The 25,545-nt window shown below is 65.9% G+C and carries 21 protein-coding genes and 1 other RNA gene; 9 read left to right on the top strand and 13 right to left on the bottom strand.

The features are described from left to right. Positions 1-79 precede the first annotated feature (79 nt). The gene (locus IG171_RS07070) at positions 80-934 is read left to right on the top strand and encodes a Nif3-like dinuclear metal center hexameric protein (RefSeq protein ID WP_212130939.1); all 855 of its coding nucleotides are present in this window, start codon (positions 80-82) and stop codon (positions 932-934) included. A gap of 14 nt (positions 935-948) precedes the next feature. Continuing rightward, a complete protein-coding gene (locus tag IG171_RS07065; protein ID WP_212130937.1) occupies positions 949-1,677 on the top strand; it encodes a hypothetical protein in 729 nt (242 codons plus the stop codon). 7 nt (positions 1,678-1,684) lie between these two features. Here IG171_RS07065 and yaaA read toward each other — a convergent pair whose 3' ends face one another. Next, a complete protein-coding gene (gene yaaA / locus IG171_RS07060; protein WP_212130935.1) occupies positions 1,685-2,461 on the bottom strand; it encodes a peroxide stress protein YaaA in 777 nt (258 codons plus the stop codon). Positions 2,462-2,602: 141 nt separating this feature from the next. On the opposite strand from yaaA, the gene rnpB reads away from it, so the two are divergent. After that, an RNA gene (rnpB, locus tag IG171_RS07055) (RNase P RNA component class A) lies at positions 2,603-2,966 on the top strand. A gap of 44 nt (positions 2,967-3,010) precedes the next feature. Here the strand turns inward: rnpB and IG171_RS07050 are convergent. Genes IG171_RS07050 through map form a run of 3 tightly spaced genes read right to left on the bottom strand, consistent with a single transcriptional unit; the run spans position 3,011 to position 5,398 of the window. Then, on the bottom strand, positions 3,011-3,658 hold the full coding sequence (locus IG171_RS07050) for a DUF3592 domain-containing protein (RefSeq protein WP_212130933.1): 648 nt from the start codon (positions 3,656-3,658) through the stop codon (positions 3,011-3,013). After that, the gene (gene ppgK, locus IG171_RS07045) at positions 3,655-4,506 is read right to left on the bottom strand and encodes a polyphosphate--glucose phosphotransferase (protein WP_249204161.1); all 852 of its coding nucleotides are present in this window, start codon (positions 4,504-4,506) and stop codon (positions 3,655-3,657) included. The genes IG171_RS07050 and ppgK overlap by 4 nt, the downstream gene beginning before the upstream one ends. Further along, entirely contained in the window at positions 4,496-5,398 is a 903-nt protein-coding gene (gene map, locus IG171_RS07040; RefSeq protein WP_212130931.1) for a type I methionyl aminopeptidase, read from the bottom strand. The genes ppgK and map overlap by 11 nt, the downstream gene beginning before the upstream one ends. 182 nt (positions 5,399-5,580) lie before the next feature. Between map and IG171_RS07035 the strand changes: the two genes are divergently transcribed. After that, positions 5,581-6,306 (top strand): FCD domain-containing protein, encoded by a 726-nt coding sequence (locus IG171_RS07035; RefSeq protein ID WP_249204159.1) that lies wholly within the window; start codon positions 5,581-5,583, stop codon positions 6,304-6,306. 62 nt (positions 6,307-6,368) lie between these two features. Here IG171_RS07035 and ald read toward each other — a convergent pair whose 3' ends face one another. Continuing rightward, a complete protein-coding gene (ald, locus tag IG171_RS07030; protein WP_212130927.1) occupies positions 6,369-7,487 on the bottom strand; it encodes an alanine dehydrogenase in 1,119 nt (372 codons plus the stop codon). Positions 7,488-7,783: 296 nt separating this feature from the next. Here ald and IG171_RS07025 point away from each other — a divergent pair, with 296 nt between their 5' ends. From IG171_RS07025 to IG171_RS07015, 3 genes are read left to right on the top strand one after another with little or no spacing between them, the layout of a single operon-like run. Continuing rightward, on the top strand, positions 7,784-7,987 hold the full coding sequence (locus IG171_RS07025) for a hypothetical protein (protein ID WP_212130925.1): 204 nt from the start codon (positions 7,784-7,786) through the stop codon (positions 7,985-7,987). A gap of 4 nt (positions 7,988-7,991) precedes the next feature. Continuing rightward, positions 7,992-9,350, top strand: coding sequence for a type I glutamate--ammonia ligase (glnA, locus tag IG171_RS07020; protein ID WP_212130923.1), 1,359 nt, complete (start codon positions 7,992-7,994; stop codon positions 9,348-9,350). A gap of 5 nt (positions 9,351-9,355) precedes the next feature. After that, positions 9,356-12,397: a bifunctional [glutamine synthetase] adenylyltransferase/[glutamine synthetase]-adenylyl-L-tyrosine phosphorylase gene (locus IG171_RS07015; protein WP_212130920.1), complete on the top strand. Its 3,042-nt coding sequence runs from the start codon at positions 9,356-9,358 to the stop codon at positions 12,395-12,397. 61 nt (positions 12,398-12,458) lie between these two features. On the opposite strand, the gene IG171_RS07010 is transcribed toward IG171_RS07015, so the two are convergent. Both IG171_RS07010 and glnA (IG171_RS07005) read right to left on the bottom strand, forming a co-directional pair. Beyond that, positions 12,459-13,925, bottom strand: a complete 1,467-nt coding sequence (locus IG171_RS07010; protein WP_212130919.1) for a mycothione reductase — start codon at positions 13,923-13,925, stop codon at positions 12,459-12,461. 126 nt (positions 13,926-14,051) lie between these two features. After that, entirely contained in the window at positions 14,052-15,476 is a 1,425-nt protein-coding gene (glnA, locus tag IG171_RS07005) for a type I glutamate--ammonia ligase (RefSeq protein WP_212130917.1), read from the bottom strand. A 143-nt stretch (positions 15,477-15,619) separates the two neighbouring features. Here glnA (IG171_RS07005) and IG171_RS07000 point away from each other — a divergent pair, with 143 nt between their 5' ends. Next, positions 15,620-16,060 carry an RDD family protein gene (locus IG171_RS07000; RefSeq protein WP_212130915.1) on the top strand — a complete coding sequence of 147 codons (441 nt, stop codon included), beginning with the start codon at positions 15,620-15,622 and terminating at the stop codon, positions 16,058-16,060. Positions 16,061-16,360: 300 nt separating this feature from the next. Here the strand turns inward: IG171_RS07000 and IG171_RS06995 are convergent, their stop codons facing one another. The 3 genes from IG171_RS06995 to lipB are packed head-to-tail and all read right to left on the bottom strand — an operon-like array spanning position 16,361 to position 18,849. Next, positions 16,361-17,092: a DUF4191 domain-containing protein gene (locus IG171_RS06995; RefSeq protein WP_212130913.1), complete on the bottom strand. Its 732-nt coding sequence runs from the start codon at positions 17,090-17,092 to the stop codon at positions 16,361-16,363. A 55-nt stretch (positions 17,093-17,147) separates the two neighbouring features. Then, positions 17,148-18,200 carry a lipoyl synthase gene (lipA, locus tag IG171_RS06990; protein ID WP_212130912.1) on the bottom strand — a complete coding sequence of 351 codons (1,053 nt, stop codon included), beginning with the start codon at positions 18,198-18,200 and terminating at the stop codon, positions 17,148-17,150. A gap of 10 nt (positions 18,201-18,210) precedes the next feature. Then, a complete protein-coding gene (gene lipB, locus IG171_RS06985) occupies positions 18,211-18,849 on the bottom strand; it encodes a lipoyl(octanoyl) transferase LipB (protein WP_212130910.1) in 639 nt (212 codons plus the stop codon). Positions 18,850-19,001: 152 nt separating this feature from the next. Here lipB and IG171_RS06980 point away from each other — a divergent pair, with 152 nt between their 5' ends. Then, positions 19,002-20,522 (top strand): hypothetical protein, encoded by a 1,521-nt coding sequence (locus IG171_RS06980; protein WP_212130908.1) that lies wholly within the window; start codon positions 19,002-19,004, stop codon positions 20,520-20,522. Positions 20,523-20,585: 63 nt separating this feature from the next. On the opposite strand, the gene sucB is transcribed toward IG171_RS06980, so the two are convergent. The 3 genes from sucB to IG171_RS06965 all read right to left on the bottom strand — a co-directional run bounded on the left by sucB (position 20,586) and on the right by IG171_RS06965 (position 25,468). Further along, a complete protein-coding gene (gene sucB / locus IG171_RS06975; RefSeq protein WP_212130906.1) occupies positions 20,586-22,430 on the bottom strand; it encodes a 2-oxoglutarate dehydrogenase, E2 component, dihydrolipoamide succinyltransferase in 1,845 nt (614 codons plus the stop codon). A 21-nt stretch (positions 22,431-22,451) separates the two neighbouring features. Further along, complete coding sequence (lpdA, locus tag IG171_RS06970; protein ID WP_212130904.1) at positions 22,452-23,840, bottom strand: dihydrolipoyl dehydrogenase; 1,389 nt, start codon at positions 23,838-23,840, stop codon at positions 22,452-22,454. Positions 23,841-23,992: 152 nt separating this feature from the next. Next, positions 23,993-25,468, bottom strand: coding sequence for a leucyl aminopeptidase (locus IG171_RS06965; RefSeq protein ID WP_212130902.1), 1,476 nt, complete (start codon positions 25,466-25,468; stop codon positions 23,993-23,995). Between the last annotated feature and the right edge of the window lie 77 nt (positions 25,469-25,545).

Genomic DNA, 25,545 nt, shown 5'->3' with positions numbered 1-25,545 from the left:
CCAAGAGTGAACTGCGTCTCATTCCGACCGGGCGGTGCACAGTCAGCTGCCGGCTTCGCGGATGTAATAGTGTGGTCCCATGAAGCATCCGAAGGTGAGTGACTGCGTCAAGGTCTTCGACTCGCTGTGGCCACCGGCCCTGGCCGAGTCCTGGGATTCCGTGGGGTTGGCCGTCGGCGATCCCGATGCCGAGGTCCGATCGATCCTGTTGGCCCTCGACCCCATGGACGCGGTCATCGCCGAGGCGGTCGTGCTCGAGGCCGATCTCGTGTTCAACCACCATCCGCTCATGCTCAAACCCGTCAAATCGGTCAATGCGGCCACCCTCAAAGGCGGGGCCGTGCACACGCTGATCAGCAACGGCATCGCCCAGTTCAATGCGCACACGAACGCGGACTCGGCCCGCGGCGGTGTCTCCGATGTGCTCATCTCGCTGCTGGGCATCACCGACGCCCTCCCGCTGGCACCTCACACCCCTGATCAGGAGACCGAATCGGGGACGCTGCCGACCGGCATCGGCCGAGTCGGCGATCTGCCCCGACCGACCCCGGTGCGCGACATCGCACGCATCCTGGCCGAGAAGCTTCCGCGCACGACCACCGGGGTGCGCATCGCCGGTGACCCGGCCGCGACGGTCACCCGGGTGGCCGTCTGCGGCGGAGCCGGAGATTCCCTCTTCGACGAGGTCCGCGCCAGCGGCGCAGAGGTCTACATCACCGCCGATCTGCGTCATCATCCCGCCACCGAGGCATGCGACACCGCGAACCGCGGTGACGGACGGCCCCAGCTCATCGACGTCTCGCACTGGGCCTCGGAGACCGTGTGGCTCGACTCCGCAGCCCGAGAGCTCGAAGCGGAGTTCGCCGAGCGCGGCTTCACGGTTGCCCTGCAGCGGTCGGCCATCAACACCGACCCCTGGGTCGAACGCTACTGAGGAGGACACCGACGATGCTCATCACCGATGACCAGCGCACCGCCCTGCAGACCCTCATCGAGCTCACAGCCAATGGGCGCGCTCTGCGCCATGAACACGACAATCCGAAACGCGCAGACGAACTCGCCGACCTCGTCCGAACCCATCAGGAGCTCGGGCAGGAGCGCACGCAGAGATCCGAGATCGTCGACGGTCATCGAACCTCGATCGCTGAGACCAACGGACTGATCGAGGCACAGCGGACGCAGATCGAGAAGAAGACAGCCGAACTCAATGACGGTACGGGGCTGACCAGCAGAGACCTCGTCAACCTGCAGAACGAGATCGCCGGTCACGAAGCTCGTGCATCCGAACTCGAGGAGGCCGTGCTCGAGCAGATGGAGACGCTGGAGACCGCCGAGGCGGACCTGTCCTCGGTCGATGACAGGATCGCCGAGGTCACTGCGGCCGGCAAAGAGGTGCAGAGTGCGGTCAAGGGCCGCAAAGCCGAACTGAGAGATCTCCTGGAGACCAATGCCGCCTCGGCGGCCGAGTCGAAATCGGCGCTGCCGCCCGCACTGGTCGCGGCCTTCGATGCCAACGTCGAACAGGGCGGTCCGGGCGCGGCCGTTCTCACCGGCCCGAACTGTCAGGCGTGCGGTCAGCAGATCGGGGCGGCTGCCTGGAAAGCGATGCTCGGCACGGACGTGAACGAGACCTACGAATGCGAGGAGTGCGAGGCGGTGCTGCTCCGCCGGGACTGAGCCCCTTTCAGTCCCCGAGCACGATCGTCAGGGCCGCCGGTTTCGAGGCGGTGTGCGGGGTGAACTCGACATCGTAGAACTCCTGGGCCCGAGCCACCAGCTCGTCGGTGCTCTCCGGCAGCTGACGTTCGTCGGCGAGCAGCCGGCCGGCGAACTGCCCACGGTAGAACTTCGCCCAATGGGAGACGACGCGGCGCTTGCCGTCCTTGACCGTGACGGCCCCCATGGTCACGACCCGGTCGTTCGGACCGGGCCAGGCCGATCGGTAATCGCTCGACCGGCAGTCGAGGGCCACCTCGGCGGGGGAGAGGGGCGAGGACTCGGCAAGGATCGGCTTCCAGAACGACGTGAGGCGACCGAGGTCTGCCAGTTCTGTCTTCATCGCCAGCCGGTAGGCGGGGATGACATCGAGGCCGTGCACCCGCCCGAATAGGGCGGAGAAGACGAGGACGTCATGCAGGCGCTCTCGCAGCACCTCGTCATCGTCGGCAGCGGCGACGAGTGCGGTGGCACCCATGGCCTCGTACAGGACGCCGGAGTAGGTGAGCAGCGCCGGTGCGCAGGCGATCGTATCGAGGACGGTGTTGCGTTCGACGTCCTGGGCCAGAGAGGCACCGACGCCGAGGCGCTCGAGGGCGTCCGATCGCGTCGAGACTTTCTTCAACGCGGCCAGGACACGTTCGCGCTGACTGCGCAGCTCCGGTGCCGATAAGCCGTCGAGGTCGAGAGCGGGACCGTTCTGAGCAGGCGTCTTGCCCTCGGAGGGCGGCAACAGGATCTTCACCCATCCATCGTATGAGCACGAACCGACATGCCCGGTCGGGCATATGGATGAGCTTCGTCACGTTCGGCCGCCGAAGGACCCGGATTTGCGCGACCGGATGACTCGCGACTGGGTTGAGCAGGTAGAATGGGTTGCTTGAGGACAGGTCACCAGACGGTCGCGGCCGGCAACGGCTGAGGAACGTCCGGGCTCCACAGAGCAGGGATGGTGGGTAACACCCACCCGGGGCAACCCGCGGGCCAGTGCAACAGAGAGCAGACCGCCCGGTTTCGGCCGGGTAAGGGTGAAACGGTGGTGTAAGAGACCACCAGGGTGTCGGGTGACCGACGCCGCTGGGCAAACCCCATCCGGAGCAAGATCAGACAGACGACGTTCGAGGCTGCTCGCCGAGTCGTCGGGTGGATCGCTCGAGGCCGATGGCGACATCGGTCCCAGACAGATGACCGTCAGGCGAGAAGGGTGACCGACTCGTCGACAGAACCCGGCGTATCGGTGGCCTGTCCTCTCCCTCCGACCGTGCACAGGCCACCGAGGCGCTGCGGAGGCCCCTCAGGCTGTCACACCGATTCGGCGACGATGACGGTGGAGCCGACCGTTGAGCCCGACGACGAGCACGAGGATGCCGAAGGCACCGATCGTGGCGACGCTGCCGACGACGAGGATCGCGATATCGGTCCCGATGTCGACATTGTCGGCCAATTCCGTCTCGGCCCGGCCCTGCGGATCGACGAGCACGGTGATGTCATCGCCGATGTCGATGTCGTCGTAACCGCCTTCGCCGCGGTAGACCATCGGCTGTTCCAGCGGCCTGCCATCGGTGCCCTCAAGCGAATAGGTGTGCGTGTGGACCGTGCGATTGCGAGACCTCGAATTGTGGACGACCTTCTGCTCGACTTCATGATCGACGACGACGGCCTCGGTGACGTCACCGACCTGTGACAGTGCGATGTCCTCGGCGAGCATGATCGTGCCGGTTCCGGCCAGGGCGACCGCCGGGCCGACCAGCCACGGGGCCCAGCGGCGGCCGGTCAGCCGAAGAACGGCGACCACGGACAGGACGAATCCGCAGCAGGCGATGACGATCCCGGCCAGAAGGGCCCGAGGCCAGATCAGAATGACCGCGGATCCGATCGCGAAAGTCACGGTGAGGCCGGCCAGGGTGAGCAGGAGGGGCACCGGACTGCGGCTGTGCCTCATCCCTTCGATTCGCTCTTCTTCACCTTCGCCTTGCCGTCGTTGGCAGCGATCATGGCGGCCCCGACGATCCCGGCGTTGTTGAGCAGCTTCGCGGGTTTGAGTTCGGCCCTGGTGGACAGCAGCGGCAGGAACCGGGCATGGGACTTCGAGACTCCGCCGCCGACGATGATGACATCGGGGGCGACGAGCAGCTCGATGATCGAGTAGTACTGCTGCAGGCGGGCGGCCCATTCCTCATAGCTGAGCCCCAAGCGGACTTTGACCGACTCTGCGGCCTGAGTCTCCGCATCGGCGCCATTCATCTCGATGTGGCCGAGCTCCGTATAGGGAACGAGTCGGGCCTGCGTGAACAGCGCCGTGCCGATGCCTGTGCCCAGGGTCGTGACCAGAACCGTCTTCTTCCGATGCGAGCGACCGGCACCGAAGTTCATCTCGGCCAGACCTGCGGCATCGGCGTCATTGAGGAAATAGACCCTGCGTCCGGTGCCCTCGCCGATGATCTCCGCGATCTTCGACCCGACCCAGCTCTGATCGAGGTTGGCGGTGAACTCGACTCGACCGTCGCGGATGACGCCGGGAAAGCCGCAGCCGACGGGCAGTCGGTCGATCTCGGTTCGGTCGGCGATGAGCTCGAGCTCCAGGGCCCGGTCGGTGACTGCTTCGAGCAGATCGGCGATCGTTTCGGCCACGGCTTCCGGGGTGCCGGGCCTCGGAGTCAGCACGCGCAGGCGTTTGAACGCCAGCTTCCCGGTGACCGTGTCCACCAGGGCCGCCTTGATGCCGGTTCCGCCGATGTCGATGCCGATGGCGAAGTGGTCACAGGCTCCCGTCGTCATCTCAGTGCCCATCGCTCAGCGGCCCTCCGGTGATGGCGACATCGGGCCGAGTCAGGATGTCCGCGCCGGTCTCGGTCACCACCAGGGTGTGCTCGAACTGGGCCGAGCGCTTCCGATCCTTCGTCACCACGGTCCAGGAGTCGTCCCAGACATCCCACTCGATCGTGCCCAGATTGAGCATCGGTTCGATGGTGAAGATCATGCCCGGCTCGATCACCTCGGCGTGGGCGGGCGCGGCGTCGTAGTGGGGGATGATGAGGCCGGAGTGGAACTCGCGTCCGACTCCGTGGCCGCTGTAGTCGCGGACGACGCCGTAGTCGAAGCGCTTGGCGTACTTCTCGATGACCCGACCGATGACGTTGATCTCTCGTCCCGGTCTGACAGCTTTGATCCCGCGCATCATCGCCTCGTGGGTGCGTTCGACCAGCAGGCGGGAGGTCTCGTCGACCTCGCCGGCGTAGAACGTGAAGTTCGTGTCGCCGTGCATCCCCTCGAAATAGGCGGTGATGTCGACGTTGACGATGTCGCCGTCCTCGATCACCGTGGAATCGGGGATGCCGTGGCAGATCACCTCGTTGACGGAGGTGCACACAGACTTCGGGAACCCGCGATAGCCCAGCGTCGACGGATAGGCTCCGTGGTCGCACATGTATTCGTGTGCGACTGCGTCGATGTCATCGGTCGTGATCCCCGGGGCGAGCATCTCACCGACCGCGGCCAGCGCATTCGCTGCGATCCGTCCCGCGGCCCGCACGATCTCGACCTCCTCGGGGGAGTAGAAGTTGTTGCCGCGGCCCTCATCGGCGTCGGCGCGTCCGACGTATTCGGGGCGGGCGATGTTCTTCGGCACACCGCGTTCGGGGGAGACGGTGCCGGGAGTGAGTAGGCGCGTATGAGCTGTCATGATGATTCTGATTCTATGGTGGTTGTCCGCCTTTGTCCCAGTTCGTCGAAGTCTGTCGGTGTTCGGACCGGGACGGCGCGTCTAGAATCGAAGCAGCCGTACTCGCACTCGAGCCTCGGCGGAACGATCGGCCCGGCACTGTGCCGCGGTCGGTTCAGACGATGAACACAGCAGGAGGGCCGGTGAGCGAAGAGACGACGGGGGTCAGCCACGAGTTCTCCGGTCTCGGAGATGTGGTGAGCCTGACCAGTGCGCCGCAGCAGATCGCCGACCACATCCTCTCGGGCATCGCGGTCGGGGCTCTGCCGGAGGGCACGCTGCTGCCCGGAGAGCGGACGCTGGCCGCGGACCTGCAGGTCTCGCGTTCGAGCGTGCGGGCGGCCCTGCTGCGACTCGAACGCCTCGGCGTCGTCGAACGCCGCCGAGGGCGCGGAGGCGGGACGTTCGTGAAGAACGCCCGCCCGGAGACCCTGGCTCCGATGGCGGGCCGGATCGAGGAATTCCATGCCGAGCGACGGAACCTGCTCGATGCCCGCGCCGTGTTCCAGAACTCGCTGGCCGCGACTGCGGCCCGTCGCCGCACCGATGGCGAGCTCATCGAGCTCCGACAGCTGGCGCAGACCTATTCCCGACGCGCCGAGGCAGCCGCCGCCCGGACCGCGGATGCTCAGTTCCATTTCGCCGTCGCCCGTGCCGGCCACAATCCGGAACTCGTGCGGATGGCCATCGACATCGATACGAAGATCAACGCCGGTTTCCGGCACGACCCGTTCTCCGCTGAGCTCTTCGACCGCGCCGTGGCCGACCACGCCGCGATCGTCGAAGCCATCGCCGATCAGGATGCCGAGCAGGCGGGGCGTCTGTGCGAGGAGCACTTCCGCTTCACGACCATCGTCTCCCGCGACTGACCCGCGCCCGCCACGGGTGCGAGTCAGCCGCGGGAGCCTCGGAATCGGCAGCGGATGCGGTCTCAGTTCGCCAGGGCGTGTGCGACCGACACGGCCTCGAGGTCGAAGGCGTCGGCGACGTTGTCGTTCGTGACATGCCCGTTGTGGATGTTGAGTCCGCGGGCCAGGGCCGAATCGTTCGACAGGGCCTCGTGCCATCCCTGATCGGCGATCTTGACGGCGAAGGGCAGAGTCGCGTTCGTCAGCGCCGCGGTCGCGGTGTTGGGCACGGCCCCGGGCATGTTCGCCACGCAGTAGTAGACCGAGTTGTGGACGGGGAACGTCGGATCGTCGTGCGTGGTGGGACGGGAGTTCTCGAAGCAGCCGCCCTGGTCGATGGCGATGTCGACGAGGACCGAACCCGGCTTCATATCCGCGACCATCTCGTCGGTGACGAGCTTCGGGGCCTTCTTGCCGGGAATGAGCACGGAGCCGATGACGAGGTCGGCACCGGCCAGGGACTTCGTGATCTCGTACTTGTTCGACACCTTCGTCGCGATCGCACCGGAGAAGGTCTCATCGATCTGACGCAGCCGCGGGATGTTGATGTCGATGACCTCGACGTTCGCTCCGAGGCCAAGAGCCATGCGGGCGGCGTTCGTGCCGGCCACACCGGCGCCGATGACGACGACATTCGCGCGTTCGACCCCGGGCACGCCGGGCAGCAGGATGCCGCGTCCGCCGCTGGCCTTGAGCAGACTGTGCGCGCCGACCTGCGTCGACAGGCGTCCGGCGATCTCGCTCATGGGAGCCAGGAGCGGCAGCCCTCCGCCGTCGGGCTGGACGGTCTCATAGGCGATGGCAGTGGTCCCGGCCTTCATCAGCGCCTGAGTCAGGGCCTCATCGGCGGCGAGGTGGAGGTAGGTGAAGAGGATGAGGTCCTTGCGCAGGAATTCGTACTCCTGCTCGATGGGCTCCTTGACCTTGAGCACGAGTTCGCCCGCGGCCCAGGTCTCGGCGGCGTCGGCAGCGATGCTGGCTCCGGCGTCCGAATACTCCTCATCGGTGATGAATGATCCTTCGCCGGCCCCCGCCTGCACGGTGACCTCATGACCGTGGGCGACGAGCTCGTGGACACCGGCTGCCGTGATGGCGACTCGGAACTCGTTGTTCTTGACCTCGGTGGGCACTGAAATGCGCATTGTGTGTCCTTCTCTCGTGTTCTTTCGCCATAGGGCGGACGCGACCGACCCCGCCGTCGGCCGACGATGTCTCCAACTGTATTCTCGGAAGGTTTGCAGAGCAAACCTTTATGGCTGTTTTCGTCAGAGATATTGCGGAATCCGTGCAAATGGGAACCAGATGACGCGGAAAACATAGTTCCAGGCGGTGTCGGCACCCCGTCACTGCGAAGAACACGGGGAGACGGCGTTCGCGGTGGCGAAACGGTAAGCTGAAAGGACCAATGCAGAACCCCGCGAAGGAGAGAAGGCTCGCCATGGGACTCTACGAGGATATCGACGATCCGAACTCGAAGTACTACTTCAATCTCGAGACGAACACCGTCGAGAAGGGCCTGGTCAGCGACTGGACCCATCGCATGGGTCCGTACGAGACCGAGGAAGTCGCACGCGCGGCTCTGGAGAAGGCACGCGAGCGCAGCCAGAAGTGGGACGAAGACGACGAGAAGTGGAACGGCTGATCGGATGACCAGGCAGGAGGAATTCGTTCTCAGGACCGTCGAAGATCGTGAAGTGCGATTCATTCGACTCTGGTTCACCGATGTGCTCGGACAGCTGAAGTCCGTGGCCATCGTTCCCGCCGAACTCGAAGGTGCCTTCGCCGAGGGCATCGGGTTCGACGGTTCGGCCGTCGAGGGACTCTCGCGGGTCTACGAGGCCGATATGGTGCTCAAACCCGATCCGTCGACCTTCTCCCTGCTGCCTTGGCGGGGAGAGACGGAACCGACCGGTCGCATGTTCTGTGACATCCATGTGCCGGGCGGAGAGCCCGCGCCGGCGGATCCGCGGAACGTGCTCAAACGCACGCTCGCGAAGGCGGCCGAACGCGGGTTCACCTTCTATGTGCATCCGGAGATCGAGTTCTACCTGTTCAAGACCGACAACCTCGACCAGGTCAGCGGCATCTCCGACGGCACCGCGCCGATCCCGGTCGACACGGCCGGCTACTTCGACCACGTCAACGGCGGCACTGCCAACGACTTCCGCCGCTCGGCCGTGACCATGCTCGAGGCGATGGGGCTGTCGGTGGAGTTCTCCCACCATGAGGCCGGACCCGGCCAGAACGAGATCGACCTGCGCTATGCGGACGCCCTGACGATGGCCGACAACGTCATGACCTTCCGCTCGGTGATCAAGGAAGTCGCGATCTCGCAGGGCGTGTACGCCTCCTTCATGCCCAAACCGCTCGCGACCCATCCGGGTAACGGCATGCACACGCACGTGTCACTGTTCGAAGGTGAGAACAATGCGTTCTTCGAACCGGGGGCGGAGTACCAGCTGTCGCGGACCGGACGTCAGTTCATCGCCGGGCTGCTCACGCATGCGGCGGAGATCTCGGCCGTGACCAATCAGCACGTGAACTCCTACAAACGTCTGTGGACCGGACACGAGGCGCCGTCCTACATCTCCTGGGGCCATCGCAATCGGTCCGCTCTGGTCCGGGTCCCGCAGTACAACTCGGGCAAGTCCTCCTCGGCGCGGGTGGAGTACCGGGCCCTGGACTCCTCGGCCAATCCCTATCTGTCGTATGCCCTCATGCTCGCGGCCGGACTCAAAGGCATCGAGGAGGGCTATGAACTGCCCGATGAGGCCGAGGACAATGTCTGGCTGCTCTCGGACACCGAACGTCGTGCGATGGGCATCGAGGCCCTGCCCGGCAGCCTCTCGCACGCCCTGGAGATCATGGAGAGTTCGGACCTGGTGGCCGAGACCCTCGGCGAGGAGGTTTTCGACTTCTTCCTGCGCAACAAGCGACAGGAATGGAACGACTACCGCGCCCAGGTGACTCCCTATGAGCTCGCCAAGCACTTCACCGCGATGTAATCGTCATGGCAGGAATCACCTCCCGCACCACGAGCATTCCGGCATCGACCGCCCGCTTCCTCCACGAGCTCGATGAGCTCCTGGGCCAGCCGTTGGCCACGGACTCCCGATTCGTCGATCTGCTCATGGCCACCCCCGATCCGCACGGTGCCGCCCTCGGTCTCCTCCGAGTCGTCGAAGCCGCCGGATCCGAGTCCCAGCGGGTGCTGCACGCGGTCCGGGCCGGTACGGCCGATGAACTGGCCGAGGACGAGCTCAACCGGCCGCTGCTGGCTCGTCTGCTCGCCGTCATGGGCACCTCCGAGGCGATGGTCGACCACCTCGTGCGGAATCCGGACTCCCTGCCGCTCCTGCTCGTGCCCGATCCCTACCTGCTGATCTCGACGCCGGAGGCCTCGGCGGCGGCACTGCGGGCCGAACTGCTGCGAGCTGTCGGCGCGGACCCCGACGCCGCGGCACCGCGAGCCGAGCTGGTCGGCGACGAAGGCATGAGAGTGCTGCGCCGGACCTACCGCGACGCGGTGATGCGACTGGTCGCTGACGATGTCGGCGCCGAGGCCCCGGAGGAGATCGTCGATCACGTCATGGCGGTCCTGTCCGACCTCGCCGCGGCCGCCCTCGACGCCGCCCTGGCGATCGCCCGGGCCGAACTCGACGGTGCCGGCGATATCCGCCTGGCCGTGATCGCTCTGGGCAAGACCGGAGCACGAGAGCTCAACTACGTCTCCGACGTCGATGTCGTCTTCGTGCTCGACTCCGCCGCCGACGAGGACTGCCGGCATCTGGCGACGGAGCTGGCCCAGCGGATGCGCAGCATCCTCTCGGACGCGGGTGCCGAACCCGCGCTGTGGGAGGTCGACACCGCACTGCGGCCGGAGGGCAAGGCCGGTGCGCTGGTACGCACTCTGTCCGAGTTCGAGCACTACTACGCCGATATCGCGCAGAACTGGGAGTTCCAAGCCCTGCTCAAGGCCCGTCCGGTGGCAGGCGACGCCGAGGTGGGCGAGCAGTTCTCCCAGTCCCTGCTGCCGCTGGTGTGGCAGGCGGCGGGCCGCAGCGGGTTCATCGACGGCATCCGGTCCATGCGCCGCCGGGTCGTCGACCTCATCCCGGCCGCCGAGGCGCCCCGCCAGATCAAACTCGGCCGCGGAGGGCTGCGCGACGTCGAGTTCTCCGCCCAGATGCTCCAACTCGTCCACGGACGCACCGACGAGGACATCCGCACCCCGAACACCCTCTTAGCACTCGAAGAGCTCGGCGAGCACGGGTACATCGGTCAGCAGGATGCTGCCGTGTTCTCCACCGCCTACCGGTTCATGCGGGTGGTCGAACACCGGGTGCAGATCCCGCGGATGATGCGCAACGCGCTGATCCCCGACGACGATGCGAAGCTGCGGATCCTCGCCCGATCGGTCTTCCGCTCCGGATCGCGGACCGGTCCCCGGCTCGAGGAGACCCGGCGCGATTTCGCCAAACAGGTCACCCGGCTGCATGAGCAGATCTTCTACCGGCCCATCCTCGAGGCCGCAGTGGGAGTCCATGGCGCTGTGGTCGATGCCCACAAACGCGGATCGAGCCTGCAGGCCGCCGCCGACCGACTGCAGGCCTTCGGCTACCGTGACCCGCAGGGGGCGCTGGGCCACATCAAGGCACTGACCACGGGCGTGTCGCGAACGGCGATGGTGATCAAGCAGGTGCTTCCGGCACTGCTCGACTGGTTCTCCGACGGGGTCGAGCCCGATCGGGCGCTGCTGGCATTCCGACGGTTGAGCGAATCGCTGTCGTCCTCGGGCTGGTTCCTCAAGATGCTCCGGGACTCCGGCCTGGCGGCCAAGTCCGTGGCCGAGGTGCTGTCCCTGTCCGGTTACGCCACCGAGCTGCTGCTGCGCCAGCCCGCGGCCGTGGCCTGGCTGGATCGCTACGACAACCTCGTCAAACGCGATCCGCAGGTCCTCGACGCCGAGGTCGACGGACTGCTCAAACGCCATGGACCCGCGGCCGTGACGCAGATCCGGCAGACCTACAGCCGTGAACTGCTGCGCATCGCCCTGCGCGATGTGCTGGCCGTCGGCGATCGTGCCGATATCCCCGGTGACCTCTCCGACCTCATGGATCTGGCCGTGCGCGGGGCGCTGCAGGCGGTGCGGGAAGAGCTCGACGGACCCGAGACCAGCGACTACGAGTTCGCTGTCGTGGCCATGGGGCGGTGGGGAGGACGCGAGATCGGCTACTTCTCCGATGCCGATGCGATGTACGTCTACCGGCCGGTGGACGAAGACCTCGACGCCGATCAGAAGGCGGCGCTGAGCAAGCACGTGAGCAAGGTCGCCCTGCGCCTGTCGACGAGACTCAAGGCCAGTGAGGGGGCGCAGGGCGTCGACCTCGATGCGGATCTGCGGCCCGAGGGCAAGAACGGACCGCTCGTGCGCAGCCTGTCGTCCTACCAGTCGTACTATGCGAAATGGTCACAGCCCTGGGAGGCCCAGGCGCTGCTGCGGGCCCGTCCCGTGGCCGGCGAGGACGGCCTCATCGACGACTTCCTGTCGATGATCGATCCCTTGCGCTATCCGGTCGAGATGTCGCACCGGGCGCTGACCCAGGTCCGCACACTCAAGGCGCGGATGGAGGATGAGCGACTGCCGCGCAATGCCGATAAGCGCCGCCACCTCAAGCTCGGCCGCGGCAGCCTCTCCGATGTCGAATGGACCGTCCAGCTGATGCAGCTCGAACATGGTCACGAACTGGCCGGACTGCGCACGACCTCGACACTCGGCGCCTTGGAGGCCGCCACCGAGGCAGGGCTGCTGAGCGCCGAGGACTCCGCGCAGCTGGCCGCGGCCTGGACGATGGCCACGGAGGTGCGCTCGGCCGTGATGCTCTTCCGCGGCCGCACCGCGGAGGCGCTGCCGGTCGAACACACCGAACTCGAAGCCACCGCCCGCCTGCTCGGCTATGCGGCGGGCACCGGCCATGATCTCGAGGACGACTATCTGCGCACGACCAGGCACGCCCGCGCCGTCATGGAGCAGCGCTTCTACGGATTCTGAGCCGGCCGGTGCTGTGGCCGTCAGTCGACGCAGCGGTCCGGCCGGCGGGCCCTCAGGCCCATCAGTCGGCGAATTCGAGTCCGAGCAGGCCGTTCTCGATCACTTCGGGCAGCGCGGGATGGATCCAGTACTGCCCGGTGGCGACCTCATCGGTTCTCTGCCCGAACGCCATGGCCTGGATGAGCGGTTGGATGAGCATCGATGCCTCATGCCCGACAATATGCGCCCCGAGCAGCAGTCTGCTGTGCCGGTCGGCGATGATCTTGACGATGCCCGGGTCGTCGGCCATCGCCCAACCATAGGCCACATCCGAGAACTTCTGGACCTTCACCGTGACCTCATGACCGGCGTCCTTCGCCTCCTGTTCGCTCATACCGAGGTAAGCGACCTGAGGGGAGGTGAAGACCGCACCGGGGACCCCATGGTGATTGACTGTGGCCAGATCCGCCTGTTCAGCCGCGCCCGGTTCGCCCGCGGCGACATCGGCGGCCAGGTTGCGCCCGACGATATCGGCCTCGTGGTTGGCCACATGCTTGAGCTGGTGGGGCGAGCAGATGTCTCCGAGGGCGAAGACGCCGGGCACCGGCTCACCGTCGGTCAGCACCCGCTGATGTTCGTCGACGGACAGACGCTGATCGTCGGCCACATCGAATCCGGCGGCCGCGACGTCGAGTTCGGCGGTGTTCGGCACGCGTCCGGTCGCGATCAGGACCGCATCGGCGGTGATCGTCTCCGGCAGCTCCACCTCGCCGAGGCGTCCGCTGGGTTCGAGCGTGAGCGTGACCTCGTCGTCGGCGAGATCGAGTCTGCTGGCCACCGCCCCGCGGAGCACGCTGTGGGTCGATTCGAAGATTCGGGTGAATTCTTCCGCGGCCTCTTCGTCGATGTCTCCCAGAAGGCGGGGCCCACGAGCGAGGACGGTCACCTCGGTGCCGAAGGCGGCGAAGACATGGGCGAACTCCATGGCGATGACGCCGGAGCCGATGATGACCAGCCGTTCCGGCTGTGTGGGACGGCGCATGATGGTGTTCGAGGTGAAGACGGGATAGTCCTCGGTGTCGACGCGAGTCGCGTCGAGGCCGGCGATCGTGGGGATGAAGGGATGGGCGCCGGCGGCAATGACGATGCGGTCGGCGGTGATGTCCTCACCGGAAGCGGTGCGCACACTCTTCTGACCGGTGAAGTGAACGTGTTCGGGCACGACGGTCACGTTCGGCTGCCGGTCGCTGCTGCGATACTCGCGTCCGCCGGACTCGATGGCGTCGACGCGGGAGAAGATGCGGTCCTGGAGGCCTGACCAATCGATCTGCGGCTGAGTGGGGGAGAGGTTGTAGCGGGCGGCCTGTGCCGCCTGTTCGGCCACCGTGGCCGGATAGACGAACATCTTGGTCGGGATGCATCCGACATTGAGGCAGGTGCCTCCGAAGTGCCATTCCTCCGCGATGGCCGTCTTCAGTCCGGCGAACCGCTTGTCGAGGAACATGTTTCCCGAACCGGTGCCGATCAGCAGCAGATCGTAGTGCGTCAAAGTCCATTCCTCCAGATGTCAGGGGCCCCGGCCGGGCGGTATCGGGCCGAAGAAGCGAAAGGGCGCCACGGTTGAAAACCCGTGACGCCCTCACTCTATTCCACTGCGACTGTGAGCAGATGCAGGTCAGAGCGCGTAGTAGAGCTCGAACTCGGTCGGCGTCGGACGCAGCCGGGCCACGTCGAGTTCGTTCTCGCGTTTGATCCGGATCCACGTTTCGATGAGATCGGGGGTGAAGACGTCTCCGGCGGTGAGGAAGTCGTGGTCCTTCTCGAGGTCGTTGAGCGCCTCGTCGAGGGTGCCGGGAACGAGCTTGATGTCCTTGGCTTCCTCGGGCGGGAGTTCGTAGAGGTCCTTGTCGATCGGCTCCGGAGGCTCGATGCGGTTGCGGATGCCGTCCAGACCGGCCATGAGCTGCGCGGAGAAGGCGAGGTAGGGGTTCGACGAGGGATCCGGCACACGGAATTCGAGGCGCTTGGCCTTCGGTGATGCCCCGGTGACCGGAATCCGGATCGCGGCCGAGCGGTTGCGAGCCGAATAGACGAGGTTGACCGGTGCCTCGTAGCCGGGGACCAGACGGCGGTAGGAGTTGATCGTCGGATTCGTGAAGGCGAGCACGGCACCGGCGTGTTCGATGAGTCCGCCGATGTACCACCGGGCCAGATCGGACAGACCGCCGTAGCCGTTCTCGTCGTAGAACAGCGGCTCGCCGTTCTTCCACAGCGACTGGTGGCAGTGCATTCCGGAGCCGTTGTCGTCGAACAGCGGCTTCGGCATGAAGGTCGCGGACTTGCCGAGTTCGTAGGCGGTGTTCTTGATCACGTACTTGAAGTCAAACAGCTGGTCGCCGGCGTGCTGCAGAGTCTTGAACTTGTAGTTGATCTCCTGCTGACCGGCGGTGCCGACCTCGTGGTGGGCGCGCTCCATCTCGAAGCCGATCTCTTCGAGCGTCAGTGACATCCGGTCGCGGATGTCGGCGTAATGGTCCTGCGGGGAGACGGGGAAGTAACCGCCCTTGAACGGCGTCTTGTAGCCCTGGTTGCCGCCGGCCTCATCGGCGCCGGTGTCCCAGGCCGCTTCCTCGGAACCGATCTTGTAGAAGCTGCTTCCCGGGGTGTTCTCGTAGCGGATGGAGTCGAAGAGGTAGAACTCGGCCTCGGCACCGAAGAAGACGGTGTCGGCGATGCCGGTGGACTCGAGATAGGATTCTGCCTTCGCAGCGACCTGGCGCGGATCGCGGGAGTAGGGCTCATCGGTGAAGGGGTCGACGATCGAGTGAGTCACGACCAGCGTCTTGGCTTCCCGGAACGGGTCGATATAGGCGGAGGTGACGTCGGCGAGCAGTTTCATATCGGACTCGTGGATGCCCTGGAAACCCTTGATGGAGGACCCGTCGAAGAGCAGACCTTCGGTGATCTCCTCCGTGCCGTAGGAAGCAGCGGGGAGGTTGAAGTGCTGGACCACACCGGGCAGGTCGCAGAATCGGACATCGACGAATTTCACATCGTTGTCCGAAATAAAGTTGACGAGTTCTTCAGCAGACGAGAACACTTAGGTCTCCTAGTTCGTGTACGGTGGCCGTTTCTCCTGACCATTGACAATCCTAACCGCCCGCAAATGAAGTGGTGATGTCGCTCATGTTTCGGGCATGTTTCCTGAGGATGCGTTCAGGACGGATTGCGTAGGCTGGGACAGTGATCAATCGTGACGACCTCGGTTCCTGGCTCGAAGGACCCCGGTTCGACAGGGAGGCCGACGACTGGCCGGGCAAACGGCTCGGTCTGCCTGCCACCGGTTCGCATTCCCTGGCCCCGGCGTGGAAGCGCATCCTCGCTCTGCTCATCGACTGGCTGATGTGTCTGGCGATCGCGAATCTGATCGACCCGGCGAACCCGTTCATCGCCCCTGGCCTCTTCGCTCTCGAGAACTTCCTGCTCGTCGGCACCCTCGGCTACTCGGTGGGCCATCGGATCTTCGGAATCGAGGTGCGACGCCTCGACGGACACGTCCCCGGAATGCTCAAGTCCCTCATCCGGGCACTGCTGGTCGTTCTCGTCATTCCCGCTGTCATCTTCGATCGTGACAATCGTGGGCTGCACGATCTCGCCGCAGGCACCGTCATCCTCCGCCGCTGACAGGCAGCTTCTCGGGTTCGGTCCGTGCCGAGTCGGCACGGACCGGCGCACCTGCTGCGATCCCAGCGCACTTTCCCACACCCTCGGCATCGGTGTGCGCCGGCACCAACATCGGTCGCGGGGCGCGACCGCACCATCACCAGCGGCACACCCACCCGTTGCACCGCGGTGTTCTGCCGCTGACGGTGAGGGACGGTGCCTGCCGCCAGTTGCCAGCGGCCCGGGACAGGCGAAAGGGCGCCGACTCGGATGGAGTCGACGCCCTTTCGGGGACTGGTCGGTCGCAGCGGAGTCGGTGGATCAGCGTCCGCGCATGGCCTTGTGGTTCGGCCGAGCCTTGTTCGGGTCGATGCCCTTCGGGATCGGAGGCCGCGTACTCTGGGTCCCCAGTGCAGCGAGACGGTTGCGCACCGTGAGCACCTCGGCGCGGTTGAGCTTGCGCGGCAGCTTCTGCACGGTCGGCACGACCTGCTTCATCGTCAGCTGCCCCTCTTCCTTGCCTCCCTGCAGGGTGTGGATCGGAACATTGGGAAGGATGCGTTCGTGACGCTTCTTCTCCTTGGCCAGCAGCTTCGCGCTGCGTGCCTTCGGTCCTTCGCTGAGCAGCACCACACCGGCGCGTCCGGTGGAGCGGAAGACCAGGTCGCGGCTCTTCGGGTCGATGGCGATCGGCTTCTCGTCCATGAGGTAACCGCGGCGGGCGGTGTTGAGAACGGCACCGAAGGCACCGGGCTGGCCGTCCATCTGTGCGAAAGCCGCGGTTTCGGCGAAGCGGCCGAGCATGAACATGCCCAACAGGATGCCGACCATGAGACCGAGGATGGTCGTGAAGATCATCCCGCCGAACACGAAGCCGGCACCGACGCCGAGGATCGTGCAGCCGAGCACGGCCGCGGCCAACAGCCACGGGGTGGCCTTGTTGTGCTTGGCGGACAGCTCATAGACCTGGCGCATCTGCGCCAGACGGCCGGGCTTCTTGTTCGGATCCTTGGGCTTGCGCCGGAAAAGTCCCTTACGAGGTTCTTCGCTCATTCTCTCACTTGCTTTTGAAGGCCTTTGTGACGCCGCCATGCGGTGACGAGCGCCATCATTGCTCAGCAGACAAGTCTACCTCTTCGCCGGGCCCGAAGGTATCCACAACCGCCTGAGCCTCCTGCTTGGCGGGCGTGTGCTTGTCCAGATGCGTCAAGTGCGGCGGAATCTGCTCGCCGCGGCGACGCATCGCGGTGGCCCAGAGACGGCCGGCGCGGTAGGACGAACGGACCAGCGGGCCCGACATGACGCCGAGGAAGCCGATCTCCTCAGCGGCATCGCGGAGCATGACGAAGTCCGCCGGTTTCACCCAGCGGGTGACCGGATGGTGCCTGGGCGAGGGACGCAGGTACTGAGTGATCGTGATGAGATCGCAACCGGCATCGTGCAGATCCTGCAGCGCCGAGATGATCTCATCGTTGGTCTCGCCCATGCCGAGGATGAGATTCGACTTCGTCACCAGCCCGGCCTCGCGGGCCTGGGTGATCACGGACAGCGAGCGTTCGTAGCGGAAAGCCGGACGGATCCGCTTGAAGATGCGCGGAACGGTCTCGACATTGTGGGCAAGCACCTCGGGGCGGGAGGAGAAGACCTCGGCGAGCTGATCCGGCTTCGCGTTGAAGTCCGGGATCAGCAGCTCGACACCGGTGCCGCGGCCGTCGACGTATTCGAGGTCGTGGATCTGGCGCACGGTCTCGGCATAGAGCCACGCCCCGCCGTCCTCGAGATCGTCGCGGGCCACACCCGTGATCGTCGAGTAGCGCAGACCCATCTCACCCACCGAGGCGGCCACACGGCGAGGCTCGTCCGCGTCGAATTCGGCCGGTTTGCCGGTGTCGATCTGACAGAAGTCGCAACGACGGGTGCACTGCTCTCCGCCGATGAGGAACGTGGCCTCCCGATCCTCCCAGCATTCGAAGATGTTCGGACAGCCCGCCTCTTCGCACACGGTGTGCAGGTCCTGCTTGCGCACCAATGATTTCAGCGAAGCGTACTCGGGTCCGATATGAGCCTTCGCCTTGATCCAGGCGGGCTTGTCCTCGATCGGAGTCTGGGAGTTGCGAGCCTCGACCCGAAGCATCCGGCGACCTTCTGGGGCAATCGTCATCTGAGTTCTCCTAGGCGGTGATGGTCTCGTGCAGAATCTCGTCGAGCCGTGTCGCCGTGTCCTGAGGCGTAACCGTTCGTCCGAGTTCGGCACTGATGGAAGTGGTGTCAGCGTCAGTGATCCCGCACGGGATGATGTTCTCGTAAGCGTCGAGTTCGTTGCTGCAGTTCAGCGCCAGACCGTGCATCGTCACACCTTCGTGGATGCGGATGCCGATGGCCCCGATCTTGCGGTCGCGCCGGTCTCCGTCGCCGAGCAGCCAGACCCCGGCGCGTCCTTCGATCGTCGTGGCGTCGATGCCGTACTCGGCGAGCAGGGTGATCATGGCGTCCTCGAGCTGAGAGACGAAGAGGCGGACCTCCTTGGGATCGTTGAGGCGGTAGATGAAATAGGCGACGAGCTGACCCGGTCCGTGCCAGGTGATCTTTCCACCCCGGTCGACGTCGATGACGTCGGTGCCGTCGTTCGGCCGCTCGTCGTCCTCGGTGCGTTTGCCGGCCGTGTAGACCGGGGAATGCTCGAGCAGCAGGATCGTGGAGCAGCGTTGTCCCGCGAGCACTTCTTCGTGGTATCTCTTCTGCAAATCCCAGGTCTGCTGGTAGTCCGAGAGGACCGGAGCGAACCCGAGCGTTTCTGTGGCCAGGGGCATGTCCCCACACTATGACTCTTGTCGCGCCGGTTCAATTTGCCTTGGGTGACACTCGACACCTCGGTTCAGAGGGCACCCATTGACTTAGCGAATCGTTGCAATCATTATTAAATGACATCAAACGACATGGCTCGCATCGACGGAGATGACGAATGATGACATGGAAGTTCCAGTCGACGATCGCAGACGAGATCCACCGTGTGGTCTCCTCCGACGGTGAGAGCGTGTGGGGGATCGACCATCGTGGCTTCGATGCCGACAGTTCGCGCGCCCTGGGCACCGCCGAGGTGGAGATCCCGTCCGGCCGGCGGACACTGCTGCTGGTTCCCGCCCTGCCCGGCGGCCTGGTGCTCGATGCCGTGCGCGCCTATCAGGGGCTCAACGACGGCGAACTGTGCACCCTCTTCCTCGGCATCGTGGCCGAGCTCCGGGACTGTTCCGCCCCGGAGGACCGACTGGCTCTCAGAGCCTTCGGTCTCGACGCCCGGGGCCGGCCGACTCTCATCCCCGGCGTCGGCGCATCCTTGGCAACCACACCGCGACGAGCGGTGGGGGAGATGCTCTATCACGCCGGACACGGACGTCCGTGGTCCGAATGCCTGCTTCCGGTCGATCTCGCACTGGCCGAGGCCTCGGCCGCGCTGCGATCCACCGTCGGCGGATTCCTCGGGGACTCCGTTCCTGACCCAGGCCTGCGGCCGGCCCTCGCCGAGGTGGCCGATTCGATGCGGAGTCTGGCCCGTCCGGCGCCGCTGCCGCTCGTCCCCGCCGAGCGAGACGTCGACCCTGAGGCCGCGCTGACGGCTCGGCTGCGCGCGACCGCTGGGCATCCGCCCAGCCGCGGCCGCGGTGGATCGGCCGTCCCCGGTGCGGTTGCCGACGGAAGAAGGCTCCAGCCTGCGACCGGAGACGCCACGGCTGGGAGGCCGCGCCCCGGGGGAGAAGGAGAAGCCGAGAACTCGAAGGCGAGGTCCTCCTCGGCAGCGGAGACCCTGCGGGCGGCCAGCCGCCGACGGCGGCGCAGAAGAACCCCCTCCCGTGTCCTCCGATGGCCGGCGATCAGGCGTGCGATGAGGGCCGGGGCCGGCCGGCTGGCAGGGTTTCGCACCCGCACAGCGCTGATCACAGCAGGCGCATGCGTGACGCTGATCGGCGGTGGGCTGGTCTGGGGAATGTGGCCGGACGCCGAGGCCACGAGCGAGGAATCCGCGGACGGGCAGGCGGCAGAGCACGAGGCACGCCGGCAGGGCGACGACGTGGGTGGGCCGGACGAGACGAGCGAGTCCGACGACACGGGCCGGGCCGGTGATGTGCTCGCGGATGAGAGTGAGGTGGCCCGCGTGCTCGAGGTCCTCTGCTCGGCCAGGGCACGAGCGCTCAGCGACGGTGACGAAGCGGGCCTGCAGGCGCTGACAGTGCCGGGCTCGGCTGCGGCCGCGGCCGACGAACTCATCGACCATTCGGCCTTCACAGGCTTCGACTACACGATCACCGTCGACGATATCGGGATCGTCGACACGGCCACCGACCGCATTGTGGCCAGTGCTCGGATGCATTCGTCTGCCGCCGACGAAGGGGCCGCCGAGCAGTTCGAGACACTCACGGTCGAGTTCGAACTCAAACGACACGAGGGCCGGTGGAAGGTCGAACAGGTCACGGAGACGGGGCCGTGAATGACCCGAGGGGCCGACCGGCAACGCGGTCGACCCCTCGACGGGTGTGGCAGCGAGTGAGACTCAGAGGTCGAGATCGGCCTCGAAGTTGCCCTCTTCCAGACGCGACTTGATCGTCTGCAGGAAGCGTCCCGCATCCGCGCCGTCGACCAGCTGGTGATTGTAGGTCAGCGGCAGGTAGACCATGTCGCGGATGGCGATCGACTCGTCCCCATCGGCCGTCTTCACAACGATGGGGCGACGGACGATGGCGCCCGTGCCGATGATGCCCATCTGCGGCTGGTTGATGATCGGCGTATCGAACAGGGCGCCGACCGAACCGATGTTGGTCACGGTGAAGGTGCCGCCGGACAGCTCGTCCGGGCCGATCTTGTTGTTGCGGGTGCGGTCAGCGACATCGTCGATGGCCTTGGCCAGACCCGCGACGCTCAAGTCACCGGCGTCCTTGACCACCGGCACCACCAGTCCGCGCGGAGTGTCCACGGCGACGGCGAGGTGCTCGTGATCGAAGTAGGTGATCTGCTGCGATTCGAGGTCGTACTGGGCGTTGACCTTCGGGTGCACCTGCAGGGCTTCGACGATGGCCTTGGCGAAGAACGGCAGGTAGGTCAGCTTCGAACCGTGCTTGGCCTGGAATGCTTCCTTGTTGGCCTTGCGCAGCTTGACCACGCGGGACATATCGACCTCGATGACCTGCGTCAGCTGAGCCGAGACGTCGAGGGATTCGCTCATCCGCTTCGCGATGGTCTGGCGGATGCGCGAGGCCTTCTCCGTGGTGCCGCGCAGCTTGGCGACTTCCTCGGGGATCTCGACCTTGAACGGCGCCTTCGAAGCACCGGACGGTGCGCCAGCGGCAGGCGCGGATGCCGGTGCGTTCTCGGCCGCGGTCTCGACGTCCTGCTTGCGGATGCGACCGCCGACGCCGGTACCGGTCACCTGCGAGAGGTCGACGCCCTTCTCGCGGGCCAGACGGCGCACGAGCGGGGTGACATACGCGGCGTTCTCGCCCACGGTCTCAGCGGCGGGTGCCGGAGCAGTCGCTGCTTCGACAGTCTCTCCGGCCTGAGCCGCCGAAGCCGACTGAGCGGACACCGTCTCGTCAGACTTCGGTGCGGACTCCTGCTTGGGTGCTTCCTGCTTCGGAGCCTCCTCGGCGGGTGCCTCCTGTGTCGGAGTCTCCTGCTTCGGAGCCTCTTCGGCGGGTGCTTCCTGCTTCGGGGCCTCCTCCTTGGGGGCCTCTTCAGCTGCCGGGGCCTGCCCGGCCGCGGGTTCTGATTCAGCCGGAGCACCGGAGCCGATGCGAGCCAGGGGCGCGCCGACCTCGACGGTCTCGTCCTCTTCGGCCAGGTGAGCCTGGACGGTTCCGGCGACGGGCGAGGGCACCTCGGTGTCGACCTTGTCGGTGGAGACCTCGAGAAGCGGTTCGTCGACCTCGATCTCTTCGCCGACGTCCTTGAGCCAGCGGGTCACGGTGCCTTCGGTCACGGATTCGCCGAGAGCGGGCATCGTGACCTCGGTGCCCTCTCCGGAGGACTCGGAGCCGGAAGCCGACTCGGCAGGAGCGGGCTCCTGGGTGGAAGCGGGCTCCTCGGACGCGGCGGTCTCCTCGGACGCGCCGGTCTCCTCAGCGGGTTCGGCCGCGGGCGCGGAGTCCTCGGAATCCGATCCGCTGCCGTCGCCGATGTAGGCGAGATCTCCGCCGACTTCGACGACATCGTCTTCGTCGGCCAGGATCTTCTCGAGAGTTCCCGCATAGGGGCTGGGGATCTCCGTGTCGACCTTGTCGGTGGAGACCTCGAGCAGCGGTTCGTCTACCTCGACTTCATCGCCGACGGATTTGAGCCAGCGAGTGACCGTGCCCTCGGTGACCGACTCTCCGAGAGCCGGCATCTGAACGGAATTCGACATGAGTATTCGTCTCCTCGGATCTTATGAGTGGAAGTGCAGGGGTTTTCCGGCCAAAGCCAGGTGGGCCTCGCCGATGGCTTCATTCTGCGTCGGGTGGGCGTGAATGAGCTGCGCCACTTCCTCGGGGAATGCCTCCCAATTGACGATGAGCTGGGCTTCGCCGGCCTGCTCGGACAGGCGGGCACCGATGCCGTGCACACCGACGACGGGTCCGTCCTTCTCACGGACGACCTTGATCAGTCCGCTCGTGTTGAGGATCACCGACTTGCCGTTGCCGCCGAGGTTGTACTCCAGCGATTCGACCTTGTCCTTGCCGTACTTCTCCTCCGCCTGTGCGGAGGAGAGTCCGACGGAGAAGATCTCCGGCTCGCAGTAGGTCACACGGGGAATGCCGGATTCCAGCACGGGAACCGGGTTCAGTCCGGCGATCTCCTCGGCGATGAAGATGCCCTGCCCGAAGGCGCGGTGGGCGAGCTGGAGGCCGGGGACGATGTCGCCGCAGGCGTAGATGTTGCCGACTCCGGTGTGGAGCCGTTCGTTGGCCAGCACGAATCCGCGGTCCATCGGGATGCCCTGCTCTTCGAAGCCGAAGCCTTCGGTGACTGGGCCGCGGCCCACGGCCACGAGGAGGTACTCGGCCTCGAGGGTCGAACCGTCCTCCAGGGTGACCTTCACGCCGTCGGCGGTTTCCTCGACGCCCTTGAACATCACACCGAGCTTGAAGCCGATCTTGCGCTTCTTGAAGGCGCGCTCGAGGTTCTTCGAGATCGTCTCGTCCTCGTTCGCGACCAGGTGCTTGAGGCCTTCGACGATGGTGACGTCGGCTCCGAAGGAGCTCCAGACGCTGGCGAACTCGACGCCGATGACACCGCCGCCGAGGACGATCGCCGAGCCGGGGACCTTGTCCAGCTGGAGCGCCTCGGTGCTGGTGATGACGCGATCGGTGACCTCGAGACCGATGGTCTTCGAGGTCGAACCGGTCGACAGCAGCACGTTCGTGCCGGTGACGGTGTGGTTGCCGTCCTCACCGGAGACCTCGACGGTGTCCTTGCCGGTGAGCTTTCCGGTTCCGAAGTAGGTGTCGATCCCGCGAGCCTTGACCAGTCCCTGCAGACCCTTGTAGTTGCGGGTGATGACCCCGTCCTTGTACTCGAGCACCTTCTTGATGTCGATGCCCTTGAACTCGGCTTCGACGCCGAAGGTCTCGGAGCTCTTGGCGGAGTCGGCGACCTCGGCCGCGTGCAGAAGAGCCTTCGTCGGCACGCAGCCGCGGTGCAGGCAGGTGCCGCCAACCTTGTCGCGTTCGATCAAAGCGACCTTCATGTCGAGTTCTGCGGCTCGCAGAGCAGCGGCATAGCCACCGGTTCCGCCTCCCAGAACGACAAGGTCGTAGGTCAATGAGTCACTCACGGATTACTCCTCGTAGCTGTGAATAAGCTGGCGGTACGCAGCTTTCTGTCTTATCTTTCCACTTTTCTCGCCCGGGGCGAAAGGAAACACTGTCTGATTGGCCACAGGTGGCAATGATCACGTTCACCTCGACAGCGTGTAGAACCTGTTTCTCAGCCCGCGGCCTTCGCGATCTGGATGAGGGTGCGCACCGCGGCGCCGGTGGCCGCCTTCGGGGTGTAGCCGAAGGGTGAGGACGAGTTGAAGCTCGGTCCGGCGATGTCGATGTGTGCCCAGTTTGTGTCCTCGCCGACGAACTCGCGCAGAAAAGCGGCCGCGGCGAGCATTCCGCCGGAGCGCGGCCCCGAGTTCGTCAGGTCCGCCGCGGTCGAGTCGAAGCCTGCGAGCATCTCCTCCGGGATCGGCATCGCCCACATGCTCTCCCCGGCCGCGGTCGCCGAGGAGACGACCTCCTCGCGTGCGGTCTCGGCGCCCATGACGCCGCTGGTGCGTTCACCGAGGGCGACGATCTGAGCCCCGGTGAGCGTGGCCACGTCGATGAGCAGATCGGGCTTGTCCGAGTCGGCGTCGGACAGGGCATCGGCGAGCACCAGGCGGCCCTCGGCGTCGGTGTTCGTGACCTCGACCCGCTTGCCGCTGCGCATCGTGAGCACGTCGCTGGGACGCTGCGCCGACGACCCGGGCATGTTCTCGGCCAGCGGCAGCCAGGCGGTGACCCGGACCGGCAGACCGAGATCGGCGATGCCGAAGAGAGCCTGGATGACAGCGGCGGATCCGGCCATATCGGACTTCATGTCCTCCATGCTCTTGGCCGGTTTGAGGGAGATGCCACCGGAATCGAAGGTGATTCCCTTGCCGACGAAGCTCAGGTGGCGCTTGGCGCCCTTGGGGGCATACTCGACCTTGACCAGCCGCGGGCCACGGGTCGAGCCCTGTCCGACTCCGATGATGCCGCCGTATCCGCCGGCCTGAAGCTCCTTCTCCCCGAGGACGGTGACTTTGAGCTTGCGGGTCTTGGCCTGGGTCCGCACGATCTCGGCATAGGACTCGGGGTAGAGGTCGAGCGGGGGAGTGTTGACCAGGTCGCGGGCCCGGTTCGTCGCCGCGGCGATGACGGCCCCGGAGTCGTGAGCGGCCTTGAAGGACTTCCCCTTGGGGCCGATGACGGTCAGTTCGCCCGGAGTCTTGCCCTCGCTGCGGTAGTCGAGGAAGCGGTAGGCGCCGAGGCCGGCGCCCACGGTCACCGCTTCGACCTCGGCGGCGGTGGCGGTCGGAAGCGCCAGCGCGATGGTCTCGACCCCGTCGAGGGCACGCAGGGCGGCCCCGGCCGCACGGCGCAGGGCCTCATGGGTGGCGGCGACGTCCTCGGAGGCGGCATCGAAGTCTCCGAGTCCCACAAGCATGACCGATTCGGCGGCGACGCCCTTCGGAGCGGGAACGCGGGCGGTGGTCCCGGTCGACCCGGTGAACCCGATGGCCTCTGCCGCGTCGTTGAGCGCGGTCCTGGCCGCCTTCGCCCCCTCGAGCCCGAGCACGGTCGAATCCGCTGCTCCCAGCACCAGAACGGAGGCGGTGGCCTTCACCGGTGAGGTCGTGGAGTAGCTGCTTGGGGTGGATGCACCAGCCATGAGTTCCCTTTCAGTCGTCTTTGAACGTTGTTTCGATCCTAATGCCAAACCAGAGCGGATGAGGAACCGGACGGGAT

The sequence above is a fragment of the Brevibacterium sp. SMBL_HHYL_HB1 genome, from assembly GCF_018208375.1.
In the GTDB taxonomy this organism is placed as follows: Bacteria; Actinomycetota; Actinomycetes; order Actinomycetales; family Brevibacteriaceae; genus Brevibacterium; species Brevibacterium intestinavium.
Note: the sequence above shows the minus strand (reverse complement) of the source record. Positions and strands in the feature narration are given on the sequence as shown.

Bases quoted from the DNA above. Each gene is read 5' to 3' on its own strand.
- IG171_RS07070 (WP_212130939.1), top strand. From the start codon at position 80: ATGAAGCATCCGAAGGTGAGTGACTGCGTCAAGGTCTTCGACTCGCTG.
- IG171_RS07065 (WP_212130937.1), top strand. From the start codon at position 949: ATGCTCATCACCGATGACCAGCGCACCGCCCTGCAGACCCTCATCGAG.
- IG171_RS07050 (WP_212130933.1), bottom strand. From the start codon at position 3,658: ATGAGGCACAGCCGCAGTCCGGTGCCCCTCCTGCTCACCCTGGCCGGC.
- ppgK (WP_249204161.1), bottom strand. From the start codon at position 4,506: ATGGGCACTGAGATGACGACGGGAGCCTGTGACCACTTCGCCATCGGC.
- map (WP_212130931.1), bottom strand. From the start codon at position 5,398: ATGACAGCTCATACGCGCCTACTCACTCCCGGCACCGTCTCCCCCGAA.
- ald (WP_212130927.1), bottom strand. From the start codon at position 7,487: ATGCGCATTTCAGTGCCCACCGAGGTCAAGAACAACGAGTTCCGAGTC.
- IG171_RS07025 (WP_212130925.1), top strand. From the start codon at position 7,784: ATGGGACTCTACGAGGATATCGACGATCCGAACTCGAAGTACTACTTC.
- glnA (WP_212130923.1), top strand. From the start codon at position 7,992: ATGACCAGGCAGGAGGAATTCGTTCTCAGGACCGTCGAAGATCGTGAA.
- IG171_RS07015 (WP_212130920.1), top strand. From the start codon at position 9,356: ATGGCAGGAATCACCTCCCGCACCACGAGCATTCCGGCATCGACCGCC.
- IG171_RS06995 (WP_212130913.1), bottom strand. From the start codon at position 17,092: ATGAGCGAAGAACCTCGTAAGGGACTTTTCCGGCGCAAGCCCAAGGAT.
- lipA (WP_212130912.1), bottom strand. From the start codon at position 18,200: ATGACGATTGCCCCAGAAGGTCGCCGGATGCTTCGGGTCGAGGCTCGC.
- lipB (WP_212130910.1), bottom strand. From the start codon at position 18,849: ATGCCCCTGGCCACAGAAACGCTCGGGTTCGCTCCGGTCCTCTCGGAC.
- IG171_RS06980 (WP_212130908.1), top strand. From the start codon at position 19,002: ATGATGACATGGAAGTTCCAGTCGACGATCGCAGACGAGATCCACCGT.
- sucB (WP_212130906.1), bottom strand. From the start codon at position 22,430: ATGTCGAATTCCGTTCAGATGCCGGCTCTCGGAGAGTCGGTCACCGAG.
- IG171_RS06965 (WP_212130902.1), bottom strand. From the start codon at position 25,468: ATGGCTGGTGCATCCACCCCAAGCAGCTACTCCACGACCTCACCGGTG.